This is a genomic window from Nesterenkonia rhizosphaerae, from assembly GCF_039544555.1.
Classification (GTDB): domain Bacteria; phylum Actinomycetota; class Actinomycetes; order Actinomycetales; family Micrococcaceae; genus Nesterenkonia; species Nesterenkonia rhizosphaerae.
In genome coordinates this window covers 208316-225152 of sequence record NZ_BAABLW010000001.1, presented here as the reverse complement: position 1 = coordinate 225152, position 16837 = coordinate 208316, and the positions used below count along the sequence as shown (strand labels likewise).

Annotated in this window: 12 protein-coding genes and 1 tRNA gene; 6 read left to right on the top strand and 7 right to left on the bottom strand. The window is 64.0% G+C overall.

Annotated elements, in window-relative coordinates:
- Nucleotides 1-69 precede the first annotated feature (69 nt).
- Together ABEA23_RS00990 and ABEA23_RS00985 are read right to left on the bottom strand one after the other, a co-directional pair.
- Nucleotides 70-1269, bottom strand: a complete 1200-nt coding sequence (locus tag ABEA23_RS00990; protein WP_345476264.1) for an MFS transporter — start codon at nt 1267-1269, stop codon at nt 70-72.
- Between the two features lie 111 nt (nt 1270-1380).
- The gene (locus tag ABEA23_RS00985) at nt 1381-3000 is read right to left on the bottom strand and encodes a phosphotransferase (RefSeq protein WP_345476263.1); all 1620 of its coding nucleotides are present in this window, start codon (nt 2998-3000) and stop codon (nt 1381-1383) included.
- Nucleotides 3001-3139: 139 nt separating this feature from the next.
- On the opposite strand from ABEA23_RS00985, the gene ABEA23_RS00980 reads away from it, so the two are divergent.
- Complete coding sequence (locus tag ABEA23_RS00980) at nt 3140-5269, top strand: ATP-dependent DNA helicase UvrD2 (RefSeq protein ID WP_345476262.1); 2130 nt, start codon at nt 3140-3142, stop codon at nt 5267-5269.
- A 67-nt stretch (nt 5270-5336) separates the two neighbouring features.
- Here ABEA23_RS00980 and ABEA23_RS00975 read toward each other — a convergent pair whose 3' ends face one another.
- Nucleotides 5337-5879, bottom strand: a complete 543-nt coding sequence (locus ABEA23_RS00975; RefSeq protein WP_233722159.1) for a M48 metallopeptidase family protein — start codon at nt 5877-5879, stop codon at nt 5337-5339.
- Between the two features lie 167 nt (nt 5880-6046).
- On the opposite strand from ABEA23_RS00975, the gene ABEA23_RS00970 reads away from it, so the two are divergent.
- The 5 genes from ABEA23_RS00970 to ABEA23_RS00950 all read left to right on the top strand — a co-directional run bounded on the left by ABEA23_RS00970 (nt 6047) and on the right by ABEA23_RS00950 (nt 13053).
- Nucleotides 6047-6904, top strand: a complete 858-nt coding sequence (locus tag ABEA23_RS00970; RefSeq protein ID WP_345476260.1) for a hypothetical protein — start codon at nt 6047-6049, stop codon at nt 6902-6904.
- A gap of 127 nt (nt 6905-7031) precedes the next feature.
- Nucleotides 7032-8582, top strand: a complete 1551-nt coding sequence (locus ABEA23_RS00965) for a zinc-dependent metalloprotease (protein WP_345476259.1) — start codon at nt 7032-7034, stop codon at nt 8580-8582.
- A complete protein-coding gene (locus ABEA23_RS00960; protein WP_345476258.1) occupies nt 8579-9640 on the top strand; it encodes a YlbL family protein in 1062 nt (353 codons plus the stop codon). Before ABEA23_RS00965 ends, ABEA23_RS00960 begins: the two co-directional genes overlap by 4 nt.
- A 96-nt stretch (nt 9641-9736) precedes the next feature.
- On the top strand, nt 9737-12811 hold the full coding sequence (locus ABEA23_RS00955; RefSeq protein WP_425577072.1) for a UPF0182 family membrane protein: 3075 nt from the start codon (nt 9737-9739) through the stop codon (nt 12809-12811).
- A gap of 168 nt (nt 12812-12979) precedes the next feature.
- A tRNA-Met gene (locus ABEA23_RS00950) sits at nt 12980-13053 on the top strand.
- A gap of 68 nt (nt 13054-13121) precedes the next feature.
- Here ABEA23_RS00950 and ABEA23_RS00945 read toward each other — a convergent pair.
- The 4 genes from ABEA23_RS00945 to pdxS form a co-directional block, all read right to left on the bottom strand.
- Complete coding sequence (locus tag ABEA23_RS00945) at nt 13122-13973, bottom strand: hypothetical protein (RefSeq protein WP_345476257.1); 852 nt, start codon at nt 13971-13973, stop codon at nt 13122-13124.
- Nucleotides 13970-15160, bottom strand: a complete 1191-nt coding sequence (locus tag ABEA23_RS00940; protein WP_345476256.1) for a variant leucine-rich repeat-containing protein — start codon at nt 15158-15160, stop codon at nt 13970-13972. Before ABEA23_RS00940 ends, ABEA23_RS00945 begins: the two co-directional genes overlap by 4 nt.
- Nucleotides 15161-15311: 151 nt before the next feature.
- A complete protein-coding gene (gene pdxT, locus ABEA23_RS00935) occupies nt 15312-15929 on the bottom strand; it encodes a pyridoxal 5'-phosphate synthase glutaminase subunit PdxT (protein ID WP_345476255.1) in 618 nt (205 codons plus the stop codon).
- Nucleotides 15926-16831: a pyridoxal 5'-phosphate synthase lyase subunit PdxS gene (pdxS, locus tag ABEA23_RS00930; RefSeq protein ID WP_345476254.1), complete on the bottom strand. Its 906-nt coding sequence runs from the start codon at nt 16829-16831 to the stop codon at nt 15926-15928. The genes pdxT and pdxS overlap by 4 nt, the downstream gene beginning before the upstream one ends.
- Nucleotides 16832-16837 lie beyond the last annotated feature (6 nt).

Here is a 16837-nt window from a genome sequence, read left to right as displayed (position 1 = left end):
AGCGGCGGACTCGTGGCACAACACCACCCCGGGGGCAGATCATTCCCGAGACCGAACAGAACTTCAGAGTCAGATCTTGGCGCCGGTCCGACGGGTCAGCCAGATGGCATAGACGCAGATCACAGCGCCCAGGAGGGCCGCCGCAGCGCCCACATATGTGGGGGCACGCAGACCCCAGCCGGCGTCGATCACTATCCCACCCATAATCGCCCCCAGCGCATTGGCGGCATTGAACGCAGAATGGTGGAAGCTGGCCGCCAGCTGTGGTGCATCAGGAGCAGTATCAATCAGATGCATCTGCATCGAGGGGCCCAGCGTACTGGCGGCAATGCCCACTAAGAACAGGAAAATGAGCATCGGGATGGGCAAGTGGGCGGTCGTGGCGAAGCAGAACATCAACACCGCCACCGAGACCATAGCTGCCAGGACGGTCCACAGCACGGACTTGTCCGTGAGGTAGCCGCCCACGAAATTACCGATGACACCGCCGAAGCCGAAGAGGAAGACCACCCAGGGCAGACGCTCATCCGGGAAGCCGGTGACCTCCACCGAGACGTGCGAGATATAGGCATAGAGGGCGAACATGCCGGAGAACCCGATGACGCCCATCACGATGCCGACCCAGAGCCGCTGGTTCTTCAGCCCTGCGATCTCAGCGCGGACAGTCGCCCCCGCCGGGGGCTGCTGCCGCGGGGCGTAGGTCGCCACCGCAACCATCGTGATGATGGCCAGCAGGGCCACGATCATATACATCCAGCGCCAGCCGAACTGCTGACCGATCCAGGTCACCAGTGGGACGCCGGCCACATTGGCGATGCTGATTCCGCCTAGGACCACAGAGATGGCTCGGGCACGCTTTGCAGGTCCGGCCATCTGTGCGGCCATGAGCGCAGCGGTGGCGAAATAGGCGCCGTGCGGTAGTCCGGAAAGGAACCGTCCTAGCAGCATCAGCTCATAATTGGGGGCAAAGAAACTGAAAATATGAGCCCCGATGAACAGCGCCAGCAAGATCAGCGCATACTGTTTGCGTTCCCGCTTGGCGCCCATCAAGGAAAGCACTGGAGCGCCGACCACCACACCAATGGCATACATGGCCACCAAGGTGCCGCCCTCGCCGATGGAAATCCCCAGGTCTGCCACCGCTTCGCGCTGCAGGCCCATAATGGCAAACTCAGTCACACCGACGGCGAAACCACCTATGGACAGTGCCACAATCGCTAAAGCGATCTGCTTGCGGGACATCTGCCTAGTAGGCGACTTCTCGATCATGGCACACGCAACCCTTCGGTCAGGGCGAACATTCCCGCCCCAGAGATGGTCTGAAGAAAAACTGCAGCACCGCGCAGGCAGGCGTCGTCGCCTGGAACACCGCGGGGTGGTTTAGGCGCCGGGAGGCTTCAGGCCGGGGTGGCGCTCATAGATGGAGGACGACGCCGCCTCGTCTGTGCCACTGGGTTCAGCGGCGGCCTCAGCAGGGCTGTGAGCCGACACGGCCGAGGCGCTGCTTGAGGCGGAGCTGGCTGACACTGCTGAACCCGCAGTGCCGGCTGATCGGGCAGAGCCAGCTGAACGCGCAGAACCGGCGGAGCGGGCTGAGGCAGCAGACCCGGCAGAGGCCGCCGAGGAAGCAGACACCGGGAAGTAGTTCTTCTGCTTGGCGCGTTTCTCCGAGGCCGCATCAGGCTGGATAGGCAATGAGCCAGTAGTGGGAGCCGAACCGATCGCCGGCAGCGTGCCGGTGATCTCCTCATCCTCCCAGTCATCCTCCACATATGCGGGGATCTGATCAGTGGGCGGATCCTCATCGAAGGCAACTGCGGGGGCCGGATTGGGTGATGCAGCTGGCCGCGGGCGCAGCGGCGGAACCTTGCCGGTGGGCTCCTCATCGGCGCTGAATGCCGCCTCGTCGTCGGTGTCCTGAGCGGAGGCGTCAGTGATGACCGCAGGCTCACCGTCATCCTCAGGTTCGCCCCAGCTGGCCACGGTGGCAGCCGCTCCGGCCCGGGTGACGGGCTTGGAATGCTGTACCTCGGCTGGCTGACGGATCTCTTCGCCCTCGGGCGGAGTCAAGGAGATCTCCCTGCCGCCGTAGGTCTCGATGTCAGTGGCCAGCTGAGTCAGCAGCCCCTGAGCTTCCTGGACCATCTGCTCGTTGTTTTCGCTCTCGCCGCGAACCAGCCACTGGGCCAGCGAGAACTCCGCTGAGAGTGCCGCTCGGCGCAGAATATGCTCATCGGACTTATCGCGGCGGTGCGCCTGATAGCCGGCCACGACTGCGTCGGCGAAGTTCTGATCCGGGGAGGCGATCAGCCAGGCCAGATCATCGGCCGGGTCGCCTACATGCAGGTCGGTCCAGCCGGTCACCGCCACCACACGGTGGCCTTCGACCAGCAGGTTGTCCTCGTGCAGATCCCCGTGGACCACCACAGGGGTGAAGCTCCACAGATCCTTCTCCTCCATGGCGTGCTCCCAACGCCGCAGGAGAAGCGCCGGAATCTTGCCGGTAGAGGCAGCGGCGTCCAGCTCATTGAGCCTGCGCTGCCGGATCCGTTCGGCGGTGTAGCGCGGTAAGTCCGCGTGATCCACCACAGTCTCGGTGAGGTCATGGATGGCCGCAACAGTGCGCCCTAGGTCATCGATGAGCTCGGCGGACTGTTCCGTCAGCTCCGTCATAGGCAGCGAGGCGCCAGGCAGGTGGTTGTACACGAAGACTCGCATCTCCTCCACCCGGGTGGCACCGGCTACCGAGGGCACGCGGAAGGGCAGCTCCGCGCGGATGCCGGTGGAGAAACCACGCAGCACCTGCACCTCGGTCTCCAGCCGCATCGCGGCCTGGGCATGCTGAGGTGCGCGCACGCGCCAGCGGTTGCCCTCGGCGTCGACCACGACGGCAGAGGTGAAGTCGCGGGCATCATCTGCCGCATCAGCTACACCGGTCGGCGAAAGCCCGGGCACAGCACGTGTGGCCAGAGCCGCCAGTTCCATCGAAGTCCATCGCACGCCTCACAGCCTAGATTCCCGTACTGGCCACGCGCTGGTGAAACGCGGGGAGGAGTGGAACTTAACGGGCTGATGAGGGGCGAATATGCCCTGTGGAGAACTGAAAGAGGACTACGACGCCGGGCGTTACCGTAGAGACATGACCGAGAGCCTCACTCCCATCCCGCTGACCGCCGCGCCGGCCGAGGCGGTGCTGGACGGACTTGACGCTGAACAACGTCAGGCTGCGGCAACGCTTACCGGTCCGCTGTGCATTCTGGCCGGCGCAGGTACCGGTAAGACTCGTGCCATCACTCACCGCATTGCCTACGGGGTGCGCACTGGAACCTATGACCCCCACCGGGTGCTGGCGGTGACCTTCACTGCACGTGCTGCAGCCGAGATGCGTTCCAGGCTCACCGGACTGGGCGCACCCGGTGTGCAGGCGCGCACCTTTCACGCTGCAGCACTGCGGCAGCTGCAGTATTTCTGGCCGCTGACCGTGGGCGGGACACTGCCTCAGCTGGTGGATCACAAGGTCAAAATTCTGGGTGAGGCCGCCCGCCGGCTGCGCCTGACCACAGACCGCGCCTCGCTGCGGGACTTCGCTTCGGAGATCGAATGGGCCAAGGTCTCCACCCTGACTCCTGAGGGTTATCTCGCCCGGGCAGCGGGCAGACCCGAACCAGCCGGGGTACAGCACCAGTCCTTCGCCAAGCTGTACCAGGCTTATGAGGACCTCAAGCAGGACCGTCACCTGATGGATTTCGAGGATGTGCTGCTGTTCACGGTGGCAATGCTGGAATCCGATGAGCGGGTAGCCGCCCAAGTCCGTCAGCAGTACCGGCACTTTGTGGTCGATGAGTACCAGGACGTCTCGCCCTTGCAGCAGCGGCTGCTGGATCTGTGGCTGGGTGGCCGCGAGGAGCTCTGCGTAGTGGGCGACGCTGCCCAGACCATCTACTCCTTCACCGGAGCAACCCCCGACTACCTGCTGAACTTCCGGCGCCGCTTCCCGCAGGCGGAGGTGGTCAAATTGGTCCGCGACTACCGCTCTACCCCGCAGGTGGTGAAGCTGGCGAATGTGCTCCTGGCTGATCGCAAACCCGGCGGAAGCGCCCCGTGGGCGGAACCGCTGCAGCTGATCTCCCAGCGCCAGGCCGGTCCCACCCCGCAGATCACTCAGCATGCCGACGACGACGCCGAGGCCGCCTGGATCGCGGCACAGATCACCGACCTGCGCGATGCGGGCATGCCGTTATCTGAGATGGCGGTTCTCTACCGCACGAACGGTCAGTCCCAGGCCTTCGAGCAGGCGCTTGCCTCGGCGGGGATCTCCTACCAGCTGCGCGGCTCCGAACGGTTCTTCTCCCGCCGTGAAGTTCGGGAGGCCATGGCGGCACTGCGGACCTCATCCCTGGTCAATGAACAGGAACCGGTCCCGGATTCGGTGCGGGCGGTGCTCTCCTCCTTGGGCTGGTCCCGTGATGCCCCCACCAGCACCGGGGCTGTCCGCGAGCGCTGGGAGTCCCTCGCCGCGCTGGTGGCCCTGGCGGATCAGTTGGCCGGGGAGCGTGAGAACTTCAGTCTGCGGGATTTCCTCGCCGAACTTGATGAGCGCTCTGCCGCCCAGCACGCCCCCACAGTAGAAGGCGTGACCCTGGCTTCGCTGCATTCGGCGAAGGGACTGGAGTGGGATGCAGTGTTTCTCGCCGGACTGTGCGAAGGGCTGATGCCCATCACTTTCGCTAAAGAACAGCAGGAGATCGATGAGGAGCGCCGACTGTTCTACGTGGGCATCACCCGTGCGCGGACCCATCTGTTCCTCTCCTCCGCTGCAGCCCGGCATTCAGGCGGCCGGGGTAAGCGCACGCCGTCGCGCTTCCTGATTCCGCTGCGCAAGGAGCTGGGCTTGGAGCCGGCTGCCCGGCAGATCGCGCCGTCATCCGGGCGGACCAATCCGAATAACTCCAAGCGCAAACGTGCGGTGAGCTGCCTTGGCTGCGGCGAAGTGCTGGTCAAAGGTGCGGAAGTGGGACGGCGGCGCTGCGCCAACTGTCCGCCGCGCTACGAGGAGGCAGTCTTTGAGCAGTTGCGGCAGTGGCGGCTGGACTATGCGAAGGAACTCGAGGTCCCGGCTTTCATGGTCTTCAGCGATGCCACCCTCGAAGTCATCGCGGAGAAGCTGCCGAGCACTGATGAGGAGCTGCTGGAGATTCCCGGTATCGGGGAGAAGAAGCTGCAGGTCCACGGTCAGCGACTCAAGGACGCCCTGAGCGAGCTGGGCTAGAGCTCATCAGTCTCCAACCGATAGAGGCTGACCTCGCGCTGTTGGGCCGGATAAAAGCCGGTTCGGGCTAACTCTGCGCCTGACCGTCAGCCCAGCTGACCCCGGCCAGGAACGCATCAGCTTCTTGGGTGCGCGGATAGCGGGCCACCAGGTTCTTGAACCGAGCGTTATGACTGGGCTCAATCAGGTGGGCCAGCTCATGCACCAACACCGCGTCGACCACCCAGCCCGGCATATGGCGCAGCCGTGCCGACAGCCTGATCTCTCCGGTTGTGGAGGTAGTGGAGCCCCAGCGTCGCTGCTGTCGAGCTGACCAGGTCACCGAGGCGGGCTTGGGGGCCCCCTCAAGATAGCGAACTGACAGTTCCGCAGCCCGCTGTTCAAGGGCCTCGTCGCTGCGCCCGGAGGAAGACGCACGAGCAGCTAAGCGCTTCTGGAATGCGCGGGCGTGCTTCTCCACCTCACGCTGTGAGAGCCGCATCGGGACTCGCAGCCGCAGCTTTCCTGCTACCTGCTCCGCCGTCACCGTCCGGGTGCGCCGGGCAGAACGAATCACCAGCACTTCGGCGCCGTCGATCATGATGCGCTGCTCATCAGTTCCTGCTCTCACACCATCAGCCTAGGGCCTCCCCGGCCAACACCGCAGGCCAGTCGGGAGCCTGTGGATAACCTCTGCAGGATTGGTCGCGAGAGAGAAGAATGACTGCCACCGGCAATGCACCAAGAATCTGGCATCTGGGAACCTCGGAGCCAGGACTGTGAGCGAGGTAGACCGTCATGACAGCACCCACCAATGCTGCACCTGGGCCCCGAGCTGAGGACGTTCACCGGGCACGACGACGGCTGACCACAGTCTTGGTGGAAGGGCTGGAGCCATTGGGGCTGGCGGTGGCAGAGCAGCTCACCACTTTGGGTCTGGGAACATTGCTGCTGCGAGATGAGACCCCGGTCGGCAGCACCGATGTCCCAGCAGAACCGATCGGCCCGGGCCGCCGTCGTCACGCAGCACGGTACAGGGAGACGGATCAGGGCAGGCCACGGCTGAACGCGGCGCTGCGTATGCTCGCACCGGCCCGTCCCGACGCTGATACCACCCTGGTCCTTGACGCTCCGGAGGGCGCCCCAGTCCTGGGTGCTGACCTGTGCGTCCTCACCGGGACGCGTGCCAGCTCTGCTGAGTACTTGAGCAGCACCGTCAATGATGGCCTGCCGGTGCTGCCGGTGAGTATCAGTGCCGGATGGCTGCGCATCGGCCCGCTGCTGGGCAACGCCCTGGAATGGGCCGTCCACCCGGCAGCAGCACCAGATGATGAACAGGTTGCTGCAAAGGGCTGCTGCCCGGAGTGTCTGCAGCACCACGGAGTGGTGGTCGCGCACCGGGAATCCGCGTCTGCAGCAGTGAGTGCGCAGCTCATCGCCTTGACAGCATCTGCAGTGGCCCACCAGGTGCAGATTCTGATTGACGGCGCATGCGCTCCCGCGGTGGAATCCGGTGTGCTGCTGACTGATGCGCACTCGGGCACCAGCCAGCTGATGAATCTCAGCGCCCACCCAGAGTGTTCCTGTCTGCTGACACGCCGGACCCCCGCGGAGTCTCCGGGGCGCCGTCGTGCCTGGAAGTCTTCGAGTCCCTGAGCATCACTGGGGCGAACGGTTCTTCTCCCAGCGGCGAACGGGGGCGTACCGACCAGACAGCACCCAGTTCGCGGCGCTAGTCTGAAACTTCGACATCCGTGCATCATCACAAGCGCAGGAGCCAGATATGAGCCACAATTCCGGTGACACCGGCGGCGAGGACCGCGGACAGGGACCAGACGAAGAGTTCTTCCGGAAGCTCTTCGGCGAGGCCTTCGGGGAGAAGTCTGACCAGGACAAGGATGAGGATCCGAAGCCGGATAGCGGTCCCTCCATCGGGTTCACCGGTACGCCCGGTTCAGGCTCCAGCTCGGACAAGGCGGATCAGGGCGGATTCCCCGGCATCCCGGGATTCGACCCCTCGCAGCTGCCTTTCGCCGCTGATCCGGCGATGATGCAGCAGATTATGGGCCAGGTCCAGGCGATGTTCTCGGCCATGCAGAACCAGGAGGACGGCGAGACCGTCAACTGGGACATTGTCGAGAGCGCAGCCCTGGCGGTCATCAGTGAAGATGACCCCGCAGTGAGCCCGGCCGAGGCCAAGCAGATCGACGATGCCCTGCGGCTCGCTGAAATGTGGCTCAACGAGGCCACCAGTTTTGAGGCGCTGGGGCAGATCGGACAGGGACTGACCCGCCGCCAATGGATCCAGCAGACCTTCGAATCCTGGAAGGTGCTCACTGAGCCGGTGGCGGAGGCCGTGGGGCGGGCGCTGGGTTCAGTGGTTCGCCAGCAGCTCAACGATGACGGCGCAGGCCTGCCCGAAGAGCTGAAGTCCATGCTGCCTCCCGGCGCCGCTGAGCAGGTGGCCGGGACCATGGAACGCATGGGCGGTGTCGCCTTCGGCGCTCAGGTCGGTCAGGCCATTGGTGAGCTGGCCCGCGAAGTACATTCTGGCTCCGATATCGGCCTGCCCATGGCCGGACAGAGCATGGGGCTACTCCCGGCGAATATCCGCGACTTCGGCTCCGGCCTGCAGGTCGAGCACGAGGAGATTCTGCTCTATCTGGCACTGCGGGAAGCTGCCCGAATCAGGCTGTTCGCCCGCGCTCCATGGCTTGAGGATGATCTGTTCAACGCTGTGGCGCAGTATGCCGCCGGAATCCACATCAATATGGAGCGCATTGAGGAAGCTGCCCAGTCCATGGACCCCAGCGATCCAGCCGCCATGGAAGCAGTCTTTGGCGATGGGCTCTTCCGTCAGGACCGCACCCCCATGCAGGAGGCTGCGCTGCGCAGGATCGAGACCACCCTGGCGCTGGTAGAGGGCTGGGTGGACGACGTCGTGGCCCAGGCAGGCGCTCATCTTCCTTCTATTGAGAAGCTGCGCGAAACCACGAACCGTCGTCGGGCCACCGGCGGCCCTGCCGAGGACGCCTTTGCGGCCTTGGTGGGACTTGAGTTGCGGCCGCGCAGGCTGCGCGACGCCGCAGCCCTGTGGGCTCATCTGCGCGAGACCGCAGGCATCGAAGGCCGAGACGATGTCTGGGCTCACCCCGATGTTCAGCCCGAAGAGCAGGACCTCGACGATCCGTCTGGTTTCTTCAGCCGCCGTGAGGAGCGCGAGGCGCAGTCGGCTTCCATGGATGAAGCGCTGCGCAAACTGCTCGACGGTGATTACGAAAGCGGCACGGACACTGACGGGCCCCAGGACGGACCCGGCGGGGAGAGCCGGTGACGCTGCGGCGCACTGTTGGCGCCGTCTCAGGTGCGGGCGCACTCATCCTGGGCATGCTGGCGCTGACTCTTCCCAGCCCCTACCTTTTGGAATCTCCCGGCCCCATCTTCAACACCATCGGTGAGGACAATGGCTCGCCGGTGACCGCAGTCCATGGCGCCCAGACATATGAGACGCAGGGTTCTCTTGCGCTGACCACCGTCTTTGTCAGCGGGGCCCCCACCTCTACGGTGCGGGTTCCCGATGCAGTACGCGGCTGGTTCGACCCCGGCATCGACATCACCCCGCATGAGCTGGTCTACCCCTCCGGCACTACGGCTGAAGAGGTTCGACAGCACAACACGCAGGCGATGGCCTCCTCCCAGGAGCTGGCCCTTGCCGCGGCCCTGGACCATCTGGAGATGGACTTTGACGTCGAGCTGTCGGTGATGGATTTCACCGAACAGGCTGTGGAAGCTGGCACCCCGGAGATCCTGACCCCCGGCGACCAAGTGATCGCAGCCGCTGGTGAGCGCGTCACCGGTCTGGAAGGTCTGCGCTCTGCGGTCAACGCCGCCGCTGGAGAGTCGATAGAATTAACCGTGGTCCGTGACGGAGAACACGTTGAGGTCGAGGTGCCCACCTACCAGGAGGCCGACGGCGAGTACTACGTCGGGATCCTGCTGGCCAGCGAGTTCGAGTTCCCGGTGGAGGCCGATATTCGACTTGAGGGCGTGGGCGGTCCCTCTGCGGGCCTGATGTTCACCTTGGGGCTGGTTGATTCGATGACAGAGGACTCGCTGACCGGAGGTGAGAACTGGGCCGGAACCGGCACAGTTGATCCGGATGGAACAGTGGGCCCTATCGGAGGAATCGCTCAGAAGGTGATTGGCGCGCGCGACGGCGGAGCTGAACAGTTCTTGGCTCCGCGGGACAACTGTGATGAGCTTGAGGGCAGGCTTCCTGAGGGGCTCGCGGTCTACGGCGTGGAGAACGTCGATCAGGCCGTGGAGATCGTGGAAGCCGTGCGCGATGGCAACGATGACGTACTGGCCGAGCTTGAAAGCTGTGGCCGGTAGACGGTTCGCGAAGCGGACACCGCGCGAAAGCGGACAACAGCACCATACATAGACGTTTGAGGCACTAGGCACTTTGAGGAAAGCAGAGGACATACGTTGACTCAGGGATTCGGCGGGACGAACCCCTTCTCCGGAGGCATCTTCGGCCAAGGAGGATCCGGCTCTGGGCCGGGTAACGGCTCAGGCGGCTCCGGCCGCGAGTCGGAATCAAGCAGCTCAGGGCCACGGCGGCCCTCAGCGCTGCTGATCACCATTGTCATCCTGGCGGTATTAGCAGGGCTTTTTGTGGCCTTCGCTGGTTTCTACGCCGAGATTCTGTGGTTCAACCAGCTCGGCTTTGCCGAGGTGTTCTGGACTGAGCGCCTGACCAGAGCGGCGGTCTTCGCCGCAGCTTTCCTGGTGATGGGGCTGCTGGTGTGGGTCAGCCTATTTCTGGCATTCCGCACTCGCCCGCAGAGCATTAACGACCAGCTCAACGAGTCCGTGGCGCGGTATCAGCGTTCGCTGACCTCGATGCGTCGGCTGCTGATTTTTGGCCTGCCAGTACTGATGGGACTCTTCGCCGGCACAGCGGCCCAGGCTAACTGGGACGGTGTGCTGCTGTTCTTCAACCAGGAGCCCTTCGGCCGTACTGACCCGGAATTCGGCCTGGACTTTTCCTTCTATGTCTTTACCCTGCCGTTCTTGAACTTCGTGATCGGCTTCCTGATTTCGGCGGTGCTGGTCTCCGGTATCGCCGGTCTGCTGTGCCACTACCTGTTTGGCTCCATCCGGATCGAATCCAGCGGCTCGTTCGTGGTGGAGAAGGCCGCCCGGTGGCACATCGCGGTTGCCGGTGCCGTCTTCCTGCTGCTGCAGGGCGGAAACTGGTGGCTCAACCGCTACGCCACACTTCAGGACCAGAGCGGCAACTGGGCCGGTGCCATGTACACCGACGTTAACGCGGTCATCCCCGCCCAGACCATCCTTGCCGTAGCTGCGGTGTTGGTTGCAGTCGTCTTCCTGGTCACTGCCATCACCGCTCGCTGGCGTTTCTCCATTATCGGTGCAGCGATGCTGGTGGTCACCGCGATCATCGGCGGCGGCATCTATCCATTCCTGGTGCAGGAATACCAGGTTCGGCCCTCTGAGCGGACTCTGGAAACGCCCTATATTGAGCGCAACATGGAGCTCACTCGCTACGCCTACGGCCTTGAGGGAATTGAGCAGCAGGACTACTCCGCTGCCATGGTGCCTGAAGAGGGAGCGCTGGCCAATGACGCAGCCAATACCGAGAACATCCGTCTGCTGGACCCCAATCTGGTGTCTGCAGCATTCGGCCAGTTCCAGCAGTTCCGTCAGTACTACTCCTTCCCTGACACGCTGAGCTTTGACCGCTATGAGATTGAGGGCGAGCGTCATGACACCGTCATCGCCGCCCGCGAGGTCAATGTCCCCCAGGATGCTTCCTGGGTGAACCAGCACCTGATCTACACCCACGGCTATGGCCTGGTGGCGGCTAACGCCAACACCGTCACCCAGGAAGGGCGCCCGGACTTCACCCTGCAGGGCATCCCCACCCACGGTGCGCTGGCCAGCGATGAGGACTACCAGCCGCGCATCTACTTCGGCGAGAACTCCCCGCAGTATTCGATCGTGGGTGCCCCGGAGGACGCACCGCCGATGGAGCTGGACCGTCCCGCGGCACAGGACTCCCAGGAGGAGACCCAGTACACCTTCACCGGCGACGGCGGACCCTCGGTGGGTAATCTGTTTAACCGGCTGGTCTACGCGCTGCGCTTCCAGTCCCCGGAGATCTTCCTCTCCGGTGATACCAACGAGGAATCCCAGATCCTCTACGACCGTCAGCCGCGCGAGCGTGTGCAGAAGGTCGCCCCGTTCCTGGAGATCGACCAGAACGCCTACCCGGCGATTATCGATGGTCGCGTGAAGTGGATCCTGGAGGGGTACACCACCTCCAACAGCTTCCCGTACTCCGCTCAGCAGCAGCTGGAGTCAGCTACTACCGATGCCCTGACTCAGGGCACACCTGCGCTGACCGGTCAGGTCAACTACATCCGCAATTCGGTGAAAGCCACAGTGGATGCTTATGACGGTTCCGTGGAGCTCTACGCCTGGGATGATGAGGACCCGATCCTCAAGTCGTGGGAGAACGTGTTCCCCAACTCGCTGCAGTCCTATTCGGAGATGAGCGCGGAACTGCTGGAGCATGTGCGTTATCCCGAGGATATGTTCCGCGTCCAGCGTGAACTGCTCTCGAGGTACCACGTCACAGATCCCGGCACCTTCTACGAAGGCAATGACGCGTGGAGTGTCCCGGATGATCCGACTCGGGAGAGCGAAGAGCCCCAGCCGCCGTACTACATGACCCTGCAGATGCCGGGGCAGGATGATTCCAGCTTCTCGCTGACGTCTACCTATATTCCTGCCGTGGCCGCAGGGGGTCAGCAGCGCAACGTGCTCTACGGCTTCCTTGCCGCTTCCGGTGATGCCGGTACCGGTGAGGACGGCGTCAAGCACGAGGACTACGGGCAGCTGCGGCTGCTGGAGCTCCCGCGTGACACCGCCATCCCAGGGCCGGGCCAGACCCAGGCGAACTTCGACTCGAACAACCTGGTCTCCCAGCAGCTGAACCTGCTGCGCCAGGGCGCCTCCGAGGTCATCAACGGCAATATGATCACCCTGCCGGCCGGTGAGGGCATCCTGTATGTCCAGCCCGTCTACGTGCAGTCCACCGCCACTGATGCTGCCTACCCGGCACTGCGTCACGTGCTGGTGGCCTTCGGTGAGGAAGTCGGCTTCGGCGACACCCTCGATGAGGCGCTCGACGATGCCTTCGGCGGTGATTCCGGTGCACGTGTGGCAGAAGGTGCCGGCGTGGATGCTGATGCCGTGGAGGAAGAGATCGACGGCGGGGGTGAGGGCGCCACTGAAGAGGAGCCCACCACCCCGGCTGATGAGGAAGCCACCACTGAAGGTGACGAGGACGACTCACCGGAGCCCACACCGGGTGCTGGCAGCGGCGACGTTGCCGAGGTGCGGGAGCAGATCCTCGACGCTTGGCAGGACTCCCAGGAGGCCTTTGAGGCCGGTGACTGGGCATCCTACGGTGAGGCACAGGATCGCTTGGCCCAGGCCATTGCGGATCTTGAGGCACTCGAGAGCGAGTAGTCGCGCTAGATAAGCGCTGAAGCAGTGGGCCCCGGCGGGATAAATCCTGCCGGGGCCCACTGCTTTTCTGCCGTCTATAGACCTGCGGCGGGCACCCGGTGCTGGGCCGATTTTGCATCCCGTTCACCTGCATGTAAGATAAACAAGTTCCCAAAACGGGAAGCCCAACGCGCGGTGGAGCAGTTCGGTAGCTCGCCGGGCTCATAACCCGGAGGTCCCAGGTTCAAATCCTGGCCGCGCAACAAGAGAGAAAGCCCCTGGCCCAACGGCCGGGGGCTTTCTGTTTGTCTGCTGCAGCAGCCGCTGGCTGCTACCGCCAGTGCTGAGCTGAGCGGTCCCAGAAGCCGGTTGTCTCGCCGTCGTCATCGGTGAACTCCACCCAGTGGAAGTAGGGCCGGGCCGCGTTGGCCTCGCCTTCGCTCATCTCAAAGTCAATGCGGTGGCAGATCTGTTCTTCCCAGGGCGCGCTGAGCTGGGTGCCCTCCGGCGGGCGCAGGCAGCGGGCGCTGTCCTGCAGCTCATAACGGGAGGCCAGCAGCCAGGCCGGTGGTTCAGCGTCGCTGTCCTCCAGCAGCTGCTCGAGCTGCTCAACGCCATCGGGGTCCACGGTATGGGCCAGCTTCAGCGCGATGTCCTCGCCGCCGTGCTGAAGCGCCAGCACCTCACCAACCCGGTAGAGCTGCTGCAGGTACCAGTGCTGGAGCAGAATGTTATCCGCACTATTACCTGGGTGCGCCAGATTCGTCGGGTTATAGGCGAAGAGCCCCTCCTGCTGACCGAACAACTCTGGATGATCCTCGCTGAGCTGCGCATAGTGCCACAGCAGCTGGTAGCGCTGGGCCTGCGATACATCGCCCGAGCGGAACTCCGCGAAGCTCATCTGCGCCAGCTCGTCCATGCTGTGCTCTGTAGGCGATGCCGTGGGTTCAGGCGCTGCGCTTGAAGTATCTGCGGCCTGCGCCGCTGGGACATTCTGCGCTGGATCATTCTGCTCAGCCCCGCTCTGAGGACCAGCGTCAGCGTCCTGCGGCGAGCAGGCAACCAGCGATAAGCCAAGCACAGACATGACGACGACGCCGCGGACAGCCTGCCTCAGTGTGCCGCTCTCATGGGGTGCTGCAGGACGCCAGGCGGAGTTCTTTTTAGGCAGCACAGCACTCACTGCTCGTTGAGGGTGTAGTACTCGCGGGCCACTTCAAAGCCGCCGCCTGTGCGGGTGGACCAGCACTCAAAGTGGGTGGATTCAGCGACGCAGGCGAAGTCACCTGAGCTCGCGGCCTGACCATAGTTCAGGGAGACCGGCTGCTGGCTCACGTTCGAGGCGCACGCAGTCTCCACGGCGCCGTCGTCGCTGACGGTGAAGGTCACCCCGTTCTCGCAGTTCTCCGGAGCATCGAATTCGTACTCCAGGATGGTGCAGCTGAAGGACTCTCCCTGCACAGCACAGTGGATATTGCCGCTGGGAGCCGAGAAACCATCCAAGGGCAGTGCACCGGATGGAGCCGGGCGAGCCGCGTCGTCATCTGAGGTTTCGTCGTCGTCAGTGGGACTTTCGGTGGGGCTTTCTGTGGGGGTGGGCGTGGGAGAGTCCGCGGCGTCGTCCGTGGGTTCAGCGGTCGCTTCGGGTGTGCCCTCGGTGGGGGAGGGACTGGGCTGTTCCTCCACGATGCCCTGATCAGTTTCTTCGGCGTCGTCGGCGGTGAATATTGTGAACAGGCCGAGGACCGCGGCAATCACACCAACGACCAGTAGCAGAAGCAAAAAGATCAAGACACCGGCGCCTCCTCGGCGACGGCGTGGCGGCTCGTCTTCTACATACTCCGGGGCAGCTGCCGGATAACCGGTGTAGGCCGGGCCCGGGTAACCGGGAGACTGTTGCTGGTAGTAGCCACCAGCTCCTGCAGCGTGTCCATGGGGCTGCTGATAGCCGTGCGGCTGCTGATAGCCCGCGGGCTGGTCCTGATAACCGGTGTGGTCATCGTCATCGGGATAGTAGTTGGCTTCGCGCTGGGCTCCGAACTCTTGGGTCCCGAACTCCTGGGTCCCAGAGTCTTGGGCTGGCATTGCCTGGGTAGGAAACGCCTGAGTGGGCTGGTCCGTGGCAGCGCCCTGTGGGGGAAGAATCTGGGTGAAGTCCTGGGTCTGCTGGTTTCTGCGGGCGATCGCGGCGTCGATGGCGGGATCTCCCAGTCCGCCCAGCCACTGAAGCAGTTCCGGGTAGGTATTGGGGTTCTGGGCGATCTGCGGCCGCAGTTCGGGCCTGCTCCGGGCCAGCTCATAGAGTTCAGCCTGCGAAGTGCGCGGATCGGCAGCTCTTAAGGCATCGTGTCCCTGCTGTCCCTGGCTCATAGTGTCCCCTGACGTGCTTCAACTTCGCCGCCGGCAGTTGCCGCAGCTCACCACATCATGCCAAAACTACGGCGCGCTCTGCAGGAGAAGCGCTGGCACAGGCTGCACCGACTGCTTCGCTTCGGCGCTGGCTGGGCCAGGTGGCAGCCTCTTAGGAGGTCGCCAATCCCACGAAGTACTGATGCAACCGGTAGTCGCTGGTGAGCTCGGGGTGGAAGCTGGCGGCCAGCAATCGTCCTTGACGGACTGCCACCGGACGCCCTTGCGCTTCAGCAAGAACGTCCACATCAGCGCTGCGGATCTCCTCGATCACCGGGGCTCGGATGAATACCGCCTCCAGCGGCCGGTCCGGTTCACCGATTCCCTGTACCGGCAGCTTGGTGGTGAAGGAATTCAGTTGCGAGCCGTAAGCGTTGCGCCGTACGACGACGTCGAGCCCTCGGATCCGCTCGAATCCCTCCAGCGCCTGGGCATCGGCGACGCTCTCGGCGAGCAGGATCAGCCCAGCACAGGTGCCGAAGACTGCCAATCCTGCTTCGCGGTGTTCTCGCACTGCCTCGAACATCTTCACCGGGGCGGCGATTCTGGCCATCGCGGTGGATTCGCCGCCGGGAACCACTAAGCCGTCGAGTCCATCAAGTTCCTCCGGACGGCGTACGATCCGCACTGCAGCGCCAGAGGCCTGCAGGGCTGCGGCGTGCTCGGCCACAGCACCCTGCAGAGCCAGGACACCGATCAGTGGCCCGGCACTGACGTCCTCAACGGTCACCAGCCGCGCTCAGCCAGGCGGTGCGGGGCTGGGACATCAGCCACGTTGATTCCCACCATGGCTTCGCCCAGGCCCTTAGAGGCCTCAGCAATCACCGCTGGTTCGTCATAGTAGGTGGTGGCCTTGACGATGGCCGCCGCGCGCGCAGCGGGGTTGCCGGACTTGAAGATGCCTGAACCGACGAAGACGCCGTCGGCGCCCATCTGCATCATCATGGCGGCATCAGCCGGTGTGGCCACACCGCCGGCAACAAAGAGCACCACTGGAAGCCGGCCCTCAGTGGCAATCTGCTTGACCAGATCGTAGGGTGCCTGGAGTTCTTTGGCCGCCACGTAGAGTTCATCCTCGGCAAGAGAGGACAGCTGGGCGATCTCTGCGTTGATGGTCCGGATGTGCTTCATCGCTTCGGAGACGTCCCCGGTGCCGGCCTCACCCTTGGAGCGGATCATCGATGCGCCCTCGGTGATGCGGCGCAGCGCTTCGCCCAGGTTGGTTGCACCGCAGACAAACGGCACCTTGAACTTGGACTTATCGATGTGGTGGATGTAGTCCGCGGGGGAGAGGACCTCGGACTCATCGATGTAGTCCACCTTCAGGTGCTCGAGCACCTGGGCTTCCACAAAGTGCCCGATGCGGGCCTTGGCCATGACTGGGATGGAGACGGCGTCGATAATGCCGGAGATCAGATCCGGGTCGCTCATCCGGGCCACGCCTCCGGTGGCACGAATATCTGCCGGGACTCGCTCAAGGGCCATCACCGCGACGGCGCCGGCTTCTTCTGCGATCTTCGCCTGCTCGGGGGTGACCACATCCATGATCACACCGCCTTTGAGCATCTGGGCCAGTCCGGTATTGACTGCGGTGGCTCCGGTGGCGGGGGTGCCGTTGACGGTCTCGGTCACAGGGGT

Coding starts and splice junctions, on each gene's coding strand:
- ABEA23_RS00965 (WP_345476259.1), top strand. CDS start 7,032: ATGAGCCACAATTCCGGTGACACCGGCGGCGAGGACCGCGGACAGGGA.
- ABEA23_RS00980 (WP_345476262.1), top strand. CDS start 3,140: ATGACCGAGAGCCTCACTCCCATCCCGCTGACCGCCGCGCCGGCCGAG.
- ABEA23_RS00990 (WP_345476264.1), bottom strand. CDS start 1,269: ATGATCGAGAAGTCGCCTACTAGGCAGATGTCCCGCAAGCAGATCGCT.
- ABEA23_RS00970 (WP_345476260.1), top strand. CDS start 6,047: ATGACAGCACCCACCAATGCTGCACCTGGGCCCCGAGCTGAGGACGTT.
- ABEA23_RS00940 (WP_345476256.1), bottom strand. CDS start 15,160: ATGAGCCAGGGACAGCAGGGACACGATGCCTTAAGAGCTGCCGATCCG.